This is a genomic window from Photobacterium andalusiense, assembly GCF_900185625.1.
Taxonomy (GTDB): domain Bacteria; phylum Pseudomonadota; class Gammaproteobacteria; order Enterobacterales; family Vibrionaceae; genus Photobacterium; species Photobacterium aquimaris.
In genome coordinates this window covers 854,063-869,891 of record NZ_FYAJ01000001.1, presented here as the reverse complement: position 1 = coordinate 869,891, position 15,829 = coordinate 854,063, and the positions used below count along the sequence as shown (strand labels likewise).

Sequence of the window (15,829 nt, the reverse complement as noted above, 5' to 3'; positions counted from 1 at the left end):
GGCGTTTATGCGGCACTGGCTTTTTTATGGATGTAAGAAACATAAAAAGGATAAACAAAGACCGTGGATCAAATAATTACATTGGATGTAGCTAAAAAAGAAGATGTACAAGCAGTGTATCAACTTGAGAAAAGACTATTCGGTGATCACTGTTATCCGGCTTTTTTTATTCGGCAGGCTTATGATTGTTGGCCTGCAGGTTTATTCGTCGCTCGAAAAGTCGGTGAGGTTGTTGGCTATGTACTGTGCGCGCCTCAGTTTACGAATGAAGCATCAGTGGCATCAGAAGGGTGGATACTTGCGTTAGCGGTAGATAGTTCTGTACAAGGTAAAGGGGTAGGACGGCAATTGATGCAAGCAGCGATGGAAAGGTTGTCTGGTTGTGAAAAGCTGTGGTTAACTGTTCATCCAAATAATTATGCAAAGAAACTGTATCAGCAGTTAGGATTTATTGATGTTGAACAAGAAAATGATTATTTTGGTTTAGATCAGCCACGAGTGAAAATGCTGTATGTTGCAGGGTAATAAATAACAATAAAAAAGGGTATATAAAATACCCTTAACTTCTTTCAACTGTTTGTTGAAAAATTAAGCACGCTCAACGTTAGCAGCTTGAGGACCTTTTTGGCCTTGCTCAACGTCAAAAGAAACCTTTTGGCCTTCAGCTAGAGATTTGAAGCCTTCACCTGTGATAGCACGGAAGTGAACGAATACGTCAGCGCCGCCATTGTCTTGAGTGATAAAACCGAAACCTTTCTCATCGTTGAACCACTTAACGATACCAGTTGCTTTAGACATGTTATGTCTCCTGAAATAATAAATTAATAGCGTAAATTACGCTGGTTTACTTATGTACAAAAGAATAATGAAGCGCTTCAGGACAACTGTGTACATTTGAACAGTGTATCGAAGTTTTCTCTTTCAATTTGTTGCATAAATAGGCCTTTCTTAAGGCCATGAGTATTAGGCCATTTTCATATTCAAAGGGCAAGTTTCTCGTATAAAAACATCACAAGAATGTGACCCCTTTAACAAAATAAAAATCGACATTATTATGCCATACTGTGCTTATTGTTTGTGTAAGGATATTAGATAACGTAGTACTATTGATCTACATATATAAATCAGTGTGATAAAAACAAAAAAGGGCTCTGAGAGCCCTTGGTTTTGTAAAATTTGAAGGTTAAGTTATTAGACTCTTTCAACGTTCGCTGCTTGAAGACCCTTTGGACCTTGTTCTGTCTCGTAAGAGACTTTTTGGCCTTCAGTTAGCGTTTTAAAGCCATCACCACTAATCGCACGGAAGTGTACAAATACATCAGCACCGCCGTCGTCTTGAGTGATAAAACCAAACCCTTTTTCTTCGTTAAACCACTTAACGGTACCTGTTGCTTTTGACATGTTGTCTCCTGATAAATCTATTCATCACACGGTATAGCCAATATCAGATTACGGAGCGATTTGAGCGTTGAACTCTGTTGCTGATCATGGAGATGACAGCGAAGATATCCTTGTTCAGATTGCTTTAACTGTAAATAAGTACTGGTCTACTATGAAGATTAGGCGTTGATGGATGATTTGCAAATCAAATTCAGCTTTTTTATGAACAAACAATGCAATCATAAATAGTGTCATTATTATTTCTTCGATAATTCATCTAAATGTTTTTTTTATCAGTAATTATTTCTGATATTTATTGAACGAAATCAAAGCAAAGATAAATAACAAAGCGCATAATCCAAACAATAAACGATCTTTAAGCGTATGTTAACTCACCACCTAGTCGATAATCGTCGGGTATTGCTTGAGTTTACAGCAGACTTTCTGATATAACGATTTTAGAAAAAAACTGAGACTCGACGGTTATGTACTAGGAAGTGCATTTTTCCTAATTATTAGCATTAAATCAGTTTCACAAGGCTTTATTTTCAGACTAAGGACAAAACATGAACAACATCCTTGAACTTGTTCGTCAGGCTCGCCGTAAAAACAAACTTAAGCGCGAAATCCTTGATAACGATCGTAAAATTCGTGATAACCGTAAGCGTGTAGAATTATTAGAAAACATGTTGGATTATATCAAGCCAGATATGACTCATGATCAAATTCTAGAAATCATTGAAAACATGAAAGGCGATTACGAAGATCGTGTTGATGATCATATCATCATCAGTGCTGAGCTATCTAAAGAGCGTCGTGACGTTAGCAAGAACGTTAAAGACCTTAAAAAAGCAGAAATCACAGCACACAAACATAACTAATCTTTTGTTTGTTAGTGAATGAAGGCCTGAGCCATGTGCTCAGGTTTTTTTTATCTGTTTTTTGGATGATTGACAGTAAACCATCACGAGAAAAAAGAGTTAAAAAATGTGTTCGTTGATGATTTTTGTTGAGCGTATAGCGCTAGAACAACAAAAAGAGCCCGAAACGATTCCTGTGTCGGGCTTAGGGGAATAGGCTCAGTGATGAGCCTTGCGCTAACTGGATATAGATAGAATTCGATTACACTATCAATACTAGTTTAGCTGTGATGATTTTCCAGTTTTAATTTAAAATAATTGTTTATTCAGTCAATAAAACACTAATTAATAGTAACTGATTGAATAATATTAAATATCAAACAGGTTAGTATCGCGCACTAATTCGCGAGGTAAGCCATTTTTGATACGATTACCAACCCATTTACCGATACCAATGGGATAATCACGGTAAGTAACAATCACTTCACCTTTACCGGTTAGATTTTCTGGGCGAATATCTCGGCCCATAAACCATTCTTTAGCTTGTGGTGCAGTTAATGCGATGGCAACAGTCTCTTTACCTGTAGCAAGCGTCATGATTGCCTCATGCTGCCAGCGATAGCCTTTCTTGTGCTGCTCTGCTAACTTAATACCAATACGCTGAAAACGAATCTCACCAATTAAAGGTTTGATTTGTGTGGGGAATAACCATACCTCTTTATCTCGCAACCAAATATCACTATTGGTTGATAACGTGATATCAAGATCTGCATTAAGTTGTTGAGCGATGAGTTGTTGTTCGTCTGCTTTTACTTGGTTAAAAGGGAATTTACCCATACGTTTTTTAACAGACTCAGTTTCAACTGATGCATGCTTGCGAATACGTGCAACAAAGAAGCCTTCGCTATCAAATACTTGAGGGTAGACGTGTAAAAAACCTTCCGCAGTAAGTGCTTGTTGTGCACCATCAAATAAATCACCTAAAGATTCAAACTCAACGGCATCACCAAAGGTTTGTTTCAGATAGTGGCAAACCTCTTGGTTTTCATGTTGGTTAAGGGTACATGTTGAGTACACCATCACACCACCAGGTTTTAATGCTTGAAAGGCACTGATAATTAAATTGCGTTGTACTGCTGCAATTTCATCAATAGATTCAAGACTCCAGTTAGCCATTGCATCATCATCTTTACGAATAGCACCTTCACCTGAGCATGGGGCATCAAGTAAAATTGAGTCAAATGCTTCAGGAGCCCAAGTGCCAAAAACACAGCCATCAAAGTGGGTTAGTGCTGCATTATGGACACCACAGCGTTGTAAGTTAGCGTGAAGTACTTTAATACGGCTCGCTGCTAACTCATTTGCAACCAATGCACCTTTATTTTGCATTGCGCAAGCAATTTGGGTAGTTTTAGAACCAGGAGCAGATGCCATATCGAGAACACAGTCAAGATTATCATTCTTATCAAGCAGTGCAGTGACAGGCATCATTGAGCTGGCTTCTTGAATATAGAATAACCCAGCCATATGCTCAGCAGTATTGCCTAATGAAACGCTTTCTTCATCCTCACGTTTGATCCAAAAACCAGTATCACACCAAGGAACAGGGGTTAGCGTCCAATCTTTATCTGCTACACGAGTAAGGAAATCTGCGACGCTAATTTTAAGCGTATTGACACGAATACTACGACGTAGCGGTGTTTTACAGCAGCTGATAAATTCATCAATGCTCAGGTTTTCTGGCATTGTGTGCTTGATGAGATCAATAAAAGCGTCAGGAATATAGATATTAGGATGCAAGGTAGCACTCTCTGTCAAACTAGCAATGCCGCGATTCTATACTAAACAACAACAAATTTATATCGGCTATCGATGCTTCTAAGCCTGTTATGTATGTGGATCAGTTTTTATTATGAAATAACATATTAGATGTGACGTTTTATAAAGAAGATGAGGTGATAGAAAAGAAAAAGGGACATTCAATGTCCCTTTTTGATTGTGGCTTTAATGATTATTTGATAGGAATTGCTGTACGCCAAGTTAACCATTTAGGATTGACTTCTTTATTAAGTAAGAAGTGTTTGCCATGTTTTGCTTGTGGCGCGAGTGGATGCGTGGCTGGTGTTGCAAATGAAATACCACCACGGAGTAAACTATCAAAAGTTCCCGCTTTAACTTTTGCCCCCGTAAGGCCGACATCAACGTTTAATCCTGATGCATTCCAGAACACACTATTCGTGCGTATAAGATGGCGATACTTTTGCTCAATCTGTACGGTAATTAATACGCGATCAGCTAATGCACCTAAAGCAACTTTAATCACTTGGCCAACTTGAATATTACGATAAAGCAAAGGTGTACCTTCACTAACAGAGCCACGATCTTCACTTTCTAAAACAAAGGTTTTACCAGCATCAAATAATTCCGCAGAGCCTAACTTGAAATTGTGAGAGGTTAAGCCTTTTCCTGGTTGTACTGCAATGTATGAGCTTAAGAGTGAATCTAAGTTTTCGCTGCCACTTAAACTAATCTTAGGTTTTACTACCCAGAAATAGCTATCTTTACGAGCAATTATATCGGCATATTGTGGGAATAAGCGTGCTTTTACAGTAACGTTATTACGTTCAAAGTTAGGTTCAATATTATCAACTTTACCAATCACTACCCCTTGATATTTAATCGCCGTCGATTTTGAAATAGAACGAGCATCATCGGCAGTTAGAGTGATCATGACGCCAAAATGTTGAGCATCACTTAAACTCGAGTAAAGCTTATAGTCACGGCCTGAACGATTTGCCACACCTTTAATAGAGTCAAATGCAATGCCGCCTTTAAGTAATGTTGAGAGCGGATCCGCTTTAATTTTAACGCCATTAAGTCCAGCTTCTACTTCAACTCCTGAACGGTTCCAAAAAACGGTGTTGCTGTCGATTAAATGACGGTATTTCTTTTGTATATTCAGTTTTATCTCAACCCCTGATGTCTTAAGGTCAAAACTAGTGATCTCACCAACCTGTAGATTACGATAAAGCACGGGACTACCTTCAGAGATAGAAGGTAAGTTATCAGCGATAAGCGTAATAGAGGTAAAACCTTTTAATTTTTCGTCAGCAAGCTTAGCAAGGTGTCTATTTTTAAACAGTGAGTAACTTTTTTGGACTCCTTGTTTACCACTCGATGTAAAGCTAATGGCGCTGCTTATCAATTGATCTACCGCTGGAATAGAAACATTAACGCCGCTATTACTAATATTGGCTTCAATACCACCGTCAATAAAGAAACGGCTGTGAGAACGAATTAAATGGGTATATTGCGGTTGAATTAAAGCATCTAATCTTACTCGGTTACCATCGAGCTTTACGTCAGTGATATGGCCGACATCAATACCACGATAACGTAATTTAGTGCCTGCTTTTAAGCCGAAGCTTTTATTGGCATATAGCGAGAAAACAGCCACGCCCGGTTGTTGTTCTTCAAGTGTATTCTGGGTGATAGCGGTGAAATGACGGGTTTTTTTACCTTCACCTGGAATTAAACGAAGGTAATTACCGCGCACAAGGTTGCCGATATTTTTGACTCCAGTTAATGAAACTTGCGCTTCTTCAAGTAATAACCGTGAGCCATTATTAAGTAGATCACTCATGCTTGGTTCAATAGCTGCGTGAGCAATAATTTTATTGGTTTTTTCATCCAGCTTTAAATCTGAAATTTTACCAATTTGAAGGCCACGATACATAATCGGCGCCCCTGAATTACTGACGTTATTATCATCTGGAAGGGTGATGGTTATAGCGATACCACGACCAGCAGTATTAATGTCTGGATAGAGATTAAATAAATGTCCTTCATCAATAGGTTTGCCAGCATCAGGAGAGTCAAATGCAATCGCACCAGCTATGAGCGCTGATAAGCTTTCAAACTGTACGTCAACACCATTAAAACCAATATTAGCATTCACACCGCTGACATTCCAAAAACGGCTTTTGTTGGTCACGAGGTTGGCATAATGCGGTTTGATCAGCGCATCAATAAGTACTTCTTTCTTATTAGCACTAAGGGTGTAGTTATAAATTTCACCGACAGGGATCTTTTTATAAAAAATTTGTGAGCCAATACTGAGAGAGCCTAGATTCGGCGCTTTTAATTGTAGGGTTAAACCATCATTTATCGGCATATTTGCCGGTTGGTTTTCTAATGCTGTGAATTTTGTTGCTTCTTCCCCTGTGCCTGGTTGAAGGGCAATATAGTTGCCAGAAACAAGCGCATCTAAGCCCGAGATACCAGTAATAGAGGCTTTAGGTTTGACTAACCAAAACTGTGTGTGTGTTCGTAATGTTTTTACTGCCTCTGGGTAAATATCAGCAGAGACATAGATACTTTTAAGATCTTTCGATAACGTCACATCACGAACAATACCTACCTCTAATCCTTGATAACGAATAGTGGTACGCCCCGCGACTAAACCAACGGCATCGTTAAAGTGAATTTGAATACGTTCGCCGCCTTCATTAACGGCTTTATAGAGTAACCATCCAGCGACAATGATTGCCAATAGTGGTAATAACCATAAAGGTGATAAGCCCCGATCACTGCGAATGTTTACGCGTTGTGGTTGCTCGTTATTTGGTTCGTTGTTCATATTTGTCCCAGATTAGACGAGAATCTAAGCTCTCTGCTGCTAACATTGTTAAAATAACGACTACACCAAAAGCAATGGCGCCAGGCCCTGGTGTAAAATCAAGAAGTTGTCCTCGGTCGATTAAAGCGACCATAATTGCAATTACAAAAAGATCCATGACTGACCATTTTCCAATCCAATGTACGATGCGAAAAATCCTCATCCGTTGTAGACGTTGGCCACGCTGTTTAAATTGAATGCATAATAATATATATGCTAATCCAATGATTTTAGCGACGGGAACAACAATACTGGCCACAAAGATGATGATGGCAATACTGGTCATTCCTGTTTTTACTAAACCTGCGACACCTGAAAAGATGGTATCTTCAATACGTTTACCGTTATTCATGAAGATAGAAATAGGGTAAAGATTAGCTGGTAATATAAAAATACTGGCAGTAATAAGATATGCCCATGTTTTCTGGAGTGATTTGGGGATTCGATGATGTAATTGACTGCCACAACGGCGGCAATGTGGTAATGACTCTTGGGTTAAATGACAGCTATGACAGACAGTATCAAGTTTGTCACTGATGTGTTCATTTTCTGGCTGCCAAGCATCCCAATAACGGCGAACACTGATTTTCGTTAACAGTACTGACAGTAGAATTTGCATACTGATTAAGCAATATAATCCTATGCCAACATAAATGTCGGCGACTTCTTGCACTTTAAAACATGAAATAGCCAAGCTAACTAAAAAGACCTCTATCATTGTCCATTGTTTTAAGTGAGACAGAATCCACAGTGATAGTTTAAATAACCGCAGTTGGCGAAAACGTAATGAAAACTGTGCACTCAAAACAGCACTGATCAATAATAATGGTGCAACGGCACTACAAAAAAGAATTAAAATTGCAACAGCAGGAAAGGTTGGAGCGAGTGCAACCGTTCCAGAGGTTAATGTTGCAGGTATCATCTGACCAATTAAACGAATGGTAACTAACGGCAGGCTAACCATTGGGATATAAAGTATAAGACAGGCAACCGCAAGCGCTAATTCTGCATTAAAGCGCGCAAGACCACCACGATATAGTCGAGTATGACAACGTGGGCAATAGGCACTGTGTCCTTGTGTCGCAATTTCAGGTAACACAAGTAAATCGCAGCCTGGGCAGCGTCGAGCCTTCGACATGGTGCGTTTCTTCCTTTAATAATAAGGTGTACAAAAGCGCTCATTGAGTTGTTAGTGACTCATTGTTCTTATAAAAACAATAACTACTATCAATGAGCGCCGATTGAGGCACACTATATTATTTTGTGTTGACGCTGGCTACTGCTTCGTGTGAATCGATACTATTCGTTGCTATGTCAGCCGATTGAATTGAACCATAAAGTGTCTGATATAACCCTTGAGTATTGACTAATTCTACATGGGTACCTGATTGACTGACTAAACCATCTTCAAGTACATAAATAATATCAGCCTGTTTAACGGCAGATAAACGATGAGCAACAATCAAGGTGGTCTTATTTTTTAAAAACGTATTGAGTGCAGTATGTAAAGCAGCCTCGGTTGAGGTATCTAAAGCTGACGTTGCTTCATCAAGAATAACAAATTCAGGATTAGACAAAATCATGCGTGCAATGGCTAATCGTTGTCGTTGCCCACCAGACAAACGAATACCTTGACGGCCAATTTCAGTATTCAAACCGTGTGTTAGACGTTCAGTCACATCAGCAAGTTGAGCAATATCTAGTGCTTGCCATAATTCCTCATCAGTAAATGATCCACCAAGGGTTAAGTTATGACGTAACGTTTCATTAAATAACACTGGTTGCTGTAATACGACCGCCATTTTCTCGCGTAACGCTTCATAACTAACGGCTTCAATAGGGTGATCGTTTATTAAAATATCACCGCTGTTTTTTTGATAAATACCAAGCAATAATTGGATTAAGGTCGATTTACCACCACCAGAAGCGCCAACGAGAGCTACCCGTTTACCGGCAGGAATATCAAGGTTTAGTCCTCGAAGAACTTCTTTGTCATTATCATAGGAAAAATGCAAGTCACGAATTTTAATCGCAATAGTTTGTTCATCATTAAAAGGGTTAACCGTTGCTGGTGGTCGTGTTTCTTCTTCAAGTGCTAATAAACTATTGAGGCGTTGCATTGCAGCTGATGCACCATACCAAGCAAATTGAATACCTAATAACTCTTGAATTGGACCTAACATAAACCATAAGTAACTAAACACAGCTAACATTTCACCAATGGTTAAGTTACTAAATAACACCATTAACATTGCTGCTGCTCGGAAAATTTCAAAACCGATCAAGAACAGTAGGAAAGAAACGCGTCCCGCAGCTTCTGATTGCCAAGCATATTTATCAGCACTATGGCGAATATCACTGGCATTGCCTTTTAATTGCTCTAAAAAATCACGTTCACGATTAGAAGCTCGTAATTGATAAAGGCCGTCTAAAACTTCAATTAAACGATGTTGAAATGTTTCGTAAGATTGGTTTTCTTTACGTTTAAGGTTTTTAACGCGGCTACCCATAAGCTTAGACGCATAGACAACAATTGGATTTATAATCAGAATGAATAAGCCGAGTTTCCAATCAAGCCATAAAAGTACACCCGCAGTACCGACAACCGTTAAGAGCCCGATAATAAATCGACTTAGCGTATCACCAACAAACTTATCAATGGTCTCGACATCAGTAATAAGGTGAGAACTGATGCCACCACTGCCTCGCTCTTCATACTGTCGCATACTTATACGACCAAGTTTGTCGAGTAAGTGTTGACGTAAGTTATAGGTTATATCTTTTGATACTAATGTGAATTGTCGACTTTGAAGTATATTCAACGCTTGGCTAAAAGTGCGCATTAATACAACCAGAACAAGCACTAAAATAATGTAGCCTGTTGCATTGTGCCAGGCCGAAGGTAGAAGGGCGTTAAGATAAGTAATGCCTTCGCCTGGTTTATGCAACAGAACTTCATCAACCATTAGTGGCATCAAAAGTGGAATAGGTACACTGATCAAGGTTGCGATAACAGCAATAATATTTGCAACAATTAATCTTGGTTTATGTAATTTTGCTTGTTGTAGTAACCAAGACCAATTAATCATAAGATGGTTCTTATCTTTCACTGTGAGAATAATTCCTATTATCAGTAGTATTCTTGCTATTCTAACGGCTATATACAGAGTAAGCTATGGAAAATTCAACCGCTTTTTATCATCGTCTAACACAACAGGCATTGGCTCTTATTGAGGGGGAAACAGATCTTATCGCTAATATGTCTAATATTAGTGCGTTATTAAATATGGAGTTAGAACAAATTAATTGGGTTGGGTTTTATTTATTGAAACAAGACCAATTAGTCTTAGGCCCATTTCAAGGAAACCCTGCTTGTGTACGTATTCCGGTTGGACGCGGCGTTTGTGGCACAGCAATTTCTGAAAATAAAGTACAGCGTATTGCCGATGTTCATGCTTTCCCAGGACACATTGCATGTGATGCTGTAAGTAATTCTGAAATTGTAATTCCACTTATGGTTAATGGAAAATTAATCGGTGTGTTGGATATTGATAGTCCAATTCTGTCAAGATTTGACCAAAATGATGAACAAGGTCTAGTTTCTTTCGTAGAAGAACTACAAAAAGTACTCTAATTTCATGCTTTCGGTGGTTTTTCCGCGTTAGGTAATTATAATAGCAGCACTATTTCTTTTTGAACAAAGCACAAATAACGAGCAATCCTCGTTTATGTCAGGAAACTCCATGGAAAACTCTGAAAAGTTAACGAACAGTAAAGAAGTTATTGCATACATCGCTGAGCGTTTCCCAAAATGTTTCACTGTTGAAGGTGAAGCGAAGCCACTTAAAATTGGTATCTTCCAAGACCTTGCAGAGCGTCTTAATGAAGATCCAAAAGTAAGCAAGACTCAACTACGTACAGCTTTACGTCAATACACATCTTCTTGGCGTTACCTTCACGGTGTTAAAGCGGGTGTGAGCCGTGTTGATCTAGATGGTAATGATTGTGATGTTCTAGAGCAAGAGCACGTAGATCATGCGCTTAAAGCTTTAGAAGAAAGCAAAGCGAAAGTACGCACTCGTCGTAAAGAGCAAGCAATTGCTAAAGCGGCTAAAGAAGGCGAAGCTAAAAAAACGCGAGCAAAAACAGTTAAATCTAGTAACACTAAGCCAAAAACAGCTACTATTAAAAAGAAGCCTGTAGAGACGACACGTGTACTGAATGCTGATGAAGTAATCGTGGGCAAAAATGTTCAAGTGAACATGGGTTCAGGTAACATGCCTGCGACTATTGTTGAAATTAACAAGGACGATGTGCGAGTTCGTTTAAATAACGGTCTAGTAATGGCTGTTAAAGCGGAGCACTTGCGTTCATAAAGGAGAATGCGCGACACATGAATTGTCGATTCCGTTTCTCACTGATAGCTGCTGGCATGATGCTAGCAGCTTCGGTTCAAGCCGCTGAGGCTAAGTATTCATTAAGTGATGTGCCGCATCTTGCTCCTGAAAAACAGCATGCAACCGCGAGTACAAGAGTGGCGTCGCGTTATACGCGTTCCCACTATAAGCATTTTGCACTTGATGATCAGTTTTCTGGACAAGTATTCAATCGTTATATTGAAATGCTTGATTATAATAAAAGCTTTCTTGACGCAACAGATGTTGAACAATTTGGTAAATGGAAAAACCAGTTAGATGATCAACTGAAATCAGGGAATACATCTGCTGCGTTTGATATTTTTAATAAAGTCCTTCAACGTCGTTTTGAACGGTATCAATTTGCGTTAACTCAGCTTGATACTGAAATTACATTCGATAATAAAGATGACTTTGTTATTGATCGTTCAGAGCTTGAATGGCCGAAAGACGACACTGAATTGAATGAGATTTGGCGACAGCGTGTTAAATACGATGCGTTAAATCTTAAACTTGCAGGTAAAAAATGGCCTGAGATTCAAAAGACGTTAACCAAGCGCTATAACAATGCGATTAAGCGTTTAACACAAACACACAGTGAAGATGTATTTCAGTTATATATGAATGCTTTTTCACGTGAGGTCGATCCACATACGAGTTATTTATCGCCACGTAATGCTGAACAATTTCAGGCAGAGATGAATCTGTCATTAGAAGGAATTGGTGCGGTATTACAGGTTGAAGACGACTATACCAAAATTCGTTCTTTAGTTGCTGGTGGACCAGCAGCTAGCTCGAAAAAAATTGCAGCAGGTGATCGCATTATTGGCGTAGGTCAAGAAGGCAAGAAAGTTGTTGATGTTATTGGTTGGCGTCTTGATGATGTTGTGCAGTTAATCAAAGGGCCGAAGGGCAGTAAGGTTATTCTGGACATATTACCTGAAGGCAATAATGCGAAGAGTTACACCGTAACAATTGTACGAGACAAGATCCGTCTTGAAGATCGTGCAGCGAAATCGGAAGTGAAAACTGTCGATGGTAAAAAAATCGGTGTAATTGAAATTCCAAGCTTTTATGTTGGATTATCACAAGATACTAAAAAAGAACTGGTCAAATTAAATGATCAGAAGGTTGATGGTATCGTGATCGACTTACGTAATAATGGTGGTGGTGCTTTAACAGAAGCAACAGCATTAACAGGTTTATTTATTTCTAGTGGACCCGTTGTGCAAGTGCGTGATAGTTATGGTCGAATTAAGGTTAATGGTGATTCAGACGATCAAATTTCTTTTGATGGACCATTGACTGTATTAGTTAACCGCTACAGTGCATCTGCCTCAGAAATTTTTGCGGCGGCAATGCAAGATTACGGACGCGCTATTGTTTTAGGTGAACAATCTTTTGGTAAAGGTACGGTGCAACAACACCGCTCATTAAATCATCTCTATGATTTATTTGATAAGCCATTAGGTCATGTTCAATATACTATCCAAAAATTCTATCGTATTAATGGTGGAAGTACTCAAAACTTAGGTGTTGTGCCTGATATTTCTTTCCCTTCTGCAATTGATCCTGCTGAGACAGGGGAAAGTGTTGAAGATAACGCATTACCTTGGGATAGTATTAAACCTGCAGGTTATCAGAAATTACATGATTACAGCTCACTTGTACCGATACTAGCAGCAGAGCACCAAACCCGTATTAAAAATAATATGGAATTTGGTTTTATCAATGAAGATATCATTACCTATAAAAAGGAAAAAGATATCAATACGATTTCATTGAATGAAAAGACACGCATAGCAGAACAAGATAAAGACGACGCTGATCGTTTAGCCCGCTTAAATAAACGTCAAAAAGCGTTAGGTGAAAAGCCTTTTGCAGATTTGGATGCGGTGCCAAAAGATTATGAAGCACCTGATGTTTATCTTGATGAAGCTGTTGCGATAACTGCTGATTTTAGTAATCAAAAACAATCGTAATAATGATACGGAATGACGTTATTTTGTTGATGTCTCTTTTATTAAAGCGCTCTTAGGAGCGCTTTTTTTTATCTGTTGTTTTTTATGTCTTAATATTGAGAAAGTTTAAATTACAAAGTGTGATATAACGCATATTTTTCATCGAGAATTAGGTTTCCCGACTAGTTTTAAGTATAAGACCTCTGAAATTTGAGGGGAAATACAAAAGCTAAAGTATTCAGTAAGGGGAACTGCATATGATGAAAAAATTTGGTTTTTTTTGGATATTTATCTTGAGCTTGTTTAGTGTTAACTCTATTGCTGATGATATTACTGAGTTTGATTATCCCTTTCTATTAGGAAATTGGTATTGGTTTAGTAATCAACAAGACGGTATTGAAAGTGAAGGGGAAAAATATCGAGCGATGCATGTGATGTTTAAATCTGATTATCAATTTGCAATGCGACTATTACGAGTCGATGGCAAAGTTGAGCAATGGACGGGCAATTATGATATCGATGATACCAATATTACTTTTATTTCCCCAAATGAAGATGATCAAATGCATAGCTATTTGCTTAACTATAATCGTTTTGTACTTGATGGCGCTCACTTTACCAAATTAGCACCGGAACATTTAGCTGGAAATTGGCGAACTAAAACGATTTCAGGGCAAGATGTCGCTGATAATATTGCAGAATTTGCATTATCTTTACGTCCAGATTTTTTATTCTCAGCAGAGATTTCAAATCAAGCAGGTAAAACGAAAGAGCATCGTGGTGTCTATTATTTAGAAGATGATCAAATTGTTCTGCTCTATGAAGATGGTCAGCAAGATAATCAATTTGTATTAAATGGCAATAACACTTTAACTTTGAGTAATGAACATTTTGGAATGGAAGCTGTATTACGTCGAGAGTAATATCACTATCAACGGTAATTATTTGAGTTTAAAAAAACAAATTGGTTTTAAGGATAATAAAAAAGCGAACAATTAAATTGTTCGCTTTTTTGGGATTCAACTATTAGTTATTTACTAAGTCATTATTCGTTAACGAGTTGAAAAGCTGTACGTAATTGATCAAGATAGTCTTCATCTCGACAAATACTCTTCCCTGGCTCATCTGAAATTTTGGCTACTGGTCGGCCTTCACATTCTGTCAGTTTCAAAACGACATTCAGTGTTTTAACGCCAGGTAAGTCACAAGTTAGTTGTGTGCCAATACCAAAGCTAACATTGATATGATCATTAAAGTGTTTATAAATTACTAATGCTTTATCAAGTGTTAAGCTATCAGAAAATACTAACGATTTCGTTTTAGGATCAATACCTAACGATTTATAGTGCGCAATGGCTTTTTCACCCCAAGAAATAGGGTCACCACTATCATGACGTAAGCCAATGAAACGCTCAGAAAGACGCTGATCGAAATCGCGTAAAAAGGCATCCATATTAATACAATCGGTGAGTGCAATACCTAAATCATGAGGGTACTCTTGCAACCAGCGATTAAGCGCTAATTGTTGAGAGTCAGCTAATTCACCCGACAGCTGTTGATGCGCTTGAAACCATTCATGAGCTTGAGTACCAACAGGGGTTAGACCGCGAGTATAAGCAAGGTAATAGTTTGATGTGCCTTTAAATTCAGGCATATTATCTTTCAAGTAGTCAACAACGTGGTGGTGAACGTCTTTTGAAAAACGACGACGCGTACCAAAATCTACTAATGCAAATTGGCTTAAATCACATTTTTTAGCATCATGATAAAAGCGATCAATTTTTGATTTTAACTGCTCAATAGCCATCGCTGTAGTAGCTTGTGGATAAACATGTTTACAGCGAATTTCACAGATAATGGCAAGCAGTGGTACTTCCCATAAAATCACATCAAGCCATGTACCACGAATAGTGATCGCTAATTGATCACCTGATGTATCAATGTCTACATCATTAGCATTCAGTTTAAAATCTTTTAGAAACGCAAGGTAATCGGCATGAAAAAAAGTCAGAGTCGATAAGAAGTCGAGTTCGCCTTGAGTGAAAGATAAGGTCGCAATATGATCAATTTGTGCTTTAATTTCAGCAGCGTAAGGGCGTAGATCTTCATCGCTTCGGCAATGGAACTCAGCCACAGCTTCAACGCCTGGATATTGATGGAATACTGCTTGTTGCATATGAAGCTTATAAGCATCAGTATCAAGCAGGGAGTCTATAACCCCATTATTGTGTCTGTTATTATTCATATCTGGTAGTAGATACTCAAATTGATAAATTTAAAGAATTTATTTTTATAATTATAGGATCTTTAAATTCAATGTCTTGGACATGGTTTATAAAGTTTAGTAAATAAATAACTAAACTATTTAACTGGTGTGGGATTGTGACCTAAGAGGTGAACTACGTCAAGGAATATCAAGTTTAGCCATTGTGACTGTTGCATTAATCATCTCGACGTGTATTGCTATATTAATACGTAAACGTTTACGTTAGTAATTAACTATATTGTCTATAAACTTATGCTTGAAAAGTGTTA

Annotated in this window: 13 protein-coding genes; 6 read left to right on the top strand and 7 right to left on the bottom strand. The window is 38.2% G+C overall.

Features of this window, described 5'->3' with window-relative positions; all coding sequences use genetic code 11:
- The first annotated feature begins 63 nt into the window (after positions 1–63).
- The gene (locus PAND9192_RS03900; protein WP_234998914.1) at positions 64–525 is read left to right on the top strand and encodes a GNAT family N-acetyltransferase; all 462 of its coding nucleotides are present in this window, start codon (positions 64–66) and stop codon (positions 523–525) included.
- A gap of 63 nt (positions 526–588) precedes the next feature.
- Here the strand turns inward: PAND9192_RS03900 and cspE (PAND9192_RS03895) are convergent, their stop codons facing one another.
- The gene (gene cspE / locus PAND9192_RS03895) at positions 589–798 is read right to left on the bottom strand and encodes a transcription antiterminator/RNA stability regulator CspE (RefSeq protein WP_036794623.1); all 210 of its coding nucleotides are present in this window, start codon (positions 796–798) and stop codon (positions 589–591) included.
- A 393-nt stretch (positions 799–1,191) separates the two neighbouring features.
- Complete coding sequence (cspE, locus tag PAND9192_RS03890; protein ID WP_045029050.1) at positions 1,192–1,401, bottom strand: transcription antiterminator/RNA stability regulator CspE; 210 nt, start codon at positions 1,399–1,401, stop codon at positions 1,192–1,194.
- A gap of 545 nt (positions 1,402–1,946) precedes the next feature.
- Here cspE (PAND9192_RS03890) and PAND9192_RS03885 point away from each other — a divergent pair.
- Positions 1,947–2,261: a DUF496 family protein gene (locus tag PAND9192_RS03885; RefSeq protein WP_060998102.1), complete on the top strand. Its 315-nt coding sequence runs from the start codon at positions 1,947–1,949 to the stop codon at positions 2,259–2,261.
- 348 nt (positions 2,262–2,609) lie between these two features.
- Here the strand turns inward: PAND9192_RS03885 and rsmF are convergent, their stop codons facing one another.
- From rsmF to PAND9192_RS03865, 4 genes are all read right to left on the bottom strand, one after another.
- Complete coding sequence (gene rsmF / locus PAND9192_RS03880) at positions 2,610–4,040, bottom strand: 16S rRNA (cytosine(1407)-C(5))-methyltransferase RsmF (protein ID WP_087852613.1); 1,431 nt, start codon at positions 4,038–4,040, stop codon at positions 2,610–2,612.
- Between the two features lie 211 nt (positions 4,041–4,251).
- The gene (locus PAND9192_RS03875) at positions 4,252–6,879 is read right to left on the bottom strand and encodes an MlaD family protein (protein WP_087852612.1); all 2,628 of its coding nucleotides are present in this window, start codon (positions 6,877–6,879) and stop codon (positions 4,252–4,254) included.
- Positions 6,860–8,056: a paraquat-inducible protein A gene (locus PAND9192_RS03870; RefSeq protein WP_087852611.1), complete on the bottom strand. Its 1,197-nt coding sequence runs from the start codon at positions 8,054–8,056 to the stop codon at positions 6,860–6,862. Before PAND9192_RS03870 ends, PAND9192_RS03875 begins: the two co-directional genes overlap by 20 nt.
- A 118-nt stretch (positions 8,057–8,174) precedes the next feature.
- On the bottom strand, positions 8,175–10,007 hold the full coding sequence (locus PAND9192_RS03865) for an ABC transporter ATP-binding protein (RefSeq protein ID WP_087852610.1): 1,833 nt from the start codon (positions 10,005–10,007) through the stop codon (positions 8,175–8,177).
- A gap of 86 nt (positions 10,008–10,093) precedes the next feature.
- On the opposite strand from PAND9192_RS03865, the gene msrC reads away from it, so the two are divergent.
- The 4 genes from msrC (at position 10,094) to PAND9192_RS03845 (ending at position 14,217) form a co-directional block, all read left to right on the top strand.
- Entirely contained in the window at positions 10,094–10,552 is a 459-nt protein-coding gene (gene msrC, locus PAND9192_RS03860) for a free L-methionine (R)-S-oxide reductase MsrC (RefSeq protein WP_087852609.1), read from the top strand.
- A gap of 109 nt (positions 10,553–10,661) precedes the next feature.
- Positions 10,662–11,294 carry an RNA chaperone ProQ gene (proQ, locus tag PAND9192_RS03855; RefSeq protein WP_087852608.1) on the top strand — a complete coding sequence of 211 codons (633 nt, stop codon included), beginning with the start codon at positions 10,662–10,664 and terminating at the stop codon, positions 11,292–11,294.
- Between the two features lie 17 nt (positions 11,295–11,311).
- The gene (gene prc, locus PAND9192_RS03850; protein ID WP_087852607.1) at positions 11,312–13,315 is read left to right on the top strand and encodes a carboxy terminal-processing peptidase; all 2,004 of its coding nucleotides are present in this window, start codon (positions 11,312–11,314) and stop codon (positions 13,313–13,315) included.
- Positions 13,316–13,551: 236 nt separating this feature from the next.
- Positions 13,552–14,217 carry a lipocalin family protein gene (locus tag PAND9192_RS03845; protein ID WP_087852606.1) on the top strand — a complete coding sequence of 222 codons (666 nt, stop codon included), beginning with the start codon at positions 13,552–13,554 and terminating at the stop codon, positions 14,215–14,217.
- A 122-nt stretch (positions 14,218–14,339) separates the two neighbouring features.
- Here the strand turns inward: PAND9192_RS03845 and pncB are convergent, their stop codons facing one another.
- Complete coding sequence (gene pncB, locus PAND9192_RS03840; RefSeq protein ID WP_087852605.1) at positions 14,340–15,539, bottom strand: nicotinate phosphoribosyltransferase; 1,200 nt, start codon at positions 15,537–15,539, stop codon at positions 14,340–14,342.
- Positions 15,540–15,829: the final 290 nt, after the last annotated feature.

Coding starts and splice junctions, on each gene's coding strand:
- PAND9192_RS03870 (WP_087852611.1), bottom strand. CDS start 8,056: ATGTCGAAGGCTCGACGCTGCCCAGGCTGCGATTTACTTGTGTTACCT.
- PAND9192_RS03885 (WP_060998102.1), top strand. CDS start 1,947: ATGAACAACATCCTTGAACTTGTTCGTCAGGCTCGCCGTAAAAACAAA.
- PAND9192_RS03865 (WP_087852610.1), bottom strand. CDS start 10,007: ATGATTAATTGGTCTTGGTTACTACAACAAGCAAAATTACATAAACCA.
- PAND9192_RS03875 (WP_087852612.1), bottom strand. CDS start 6,879: ATGAACAACGAACCAAATAACGAGCAACCACAACGCGTAAACATTCGC.
- prc (WP_087852607.1), top strand. CDS start 11,312: ATGAATTGTCGATTCCGTTTCTCACTGATAGCTGCTGGCATGATGCTA.
- msrC (WP_087852609.1), top strand. CDS start 10,094: ATGGAAAATTCAACCGCTTTTTATCATCGTCTAACACAACAGGCATTG.
- pncB (WP_087852605.1), bottom strand. CDS start 15,539: ATGAATAATAACAGACACAATAATGGGGTTATAGACTCCCTGCTTGAT.
- proQ (WP_087852608.1), top strand. CDS start 10,662: ATGGAAAACTCTGAAAAGTTAACGAACAGTAAAGAAGTTATTGCATAC.
- cspE (WP_036794623.1), bottom strand. CDS start 798: ATGTCTAAAGCAACTGGTATCGTTAAGTGGTTCAACGATGAGAAAGGT.
- cspE (WP_045029050.1), bottom strand. CDS start 1,401: ATGTCAAAAGCAACAGGTACCGTTAAGTGGTTTAACGAAGAAAAAGGG.
- PAND9192_RS03845 (WP_087852606.1), top strand. CDS start 13,552: ATGATGAAAAAATTTGGTTTTTTTTGGATATTTATCTTGAGCTTGTTT.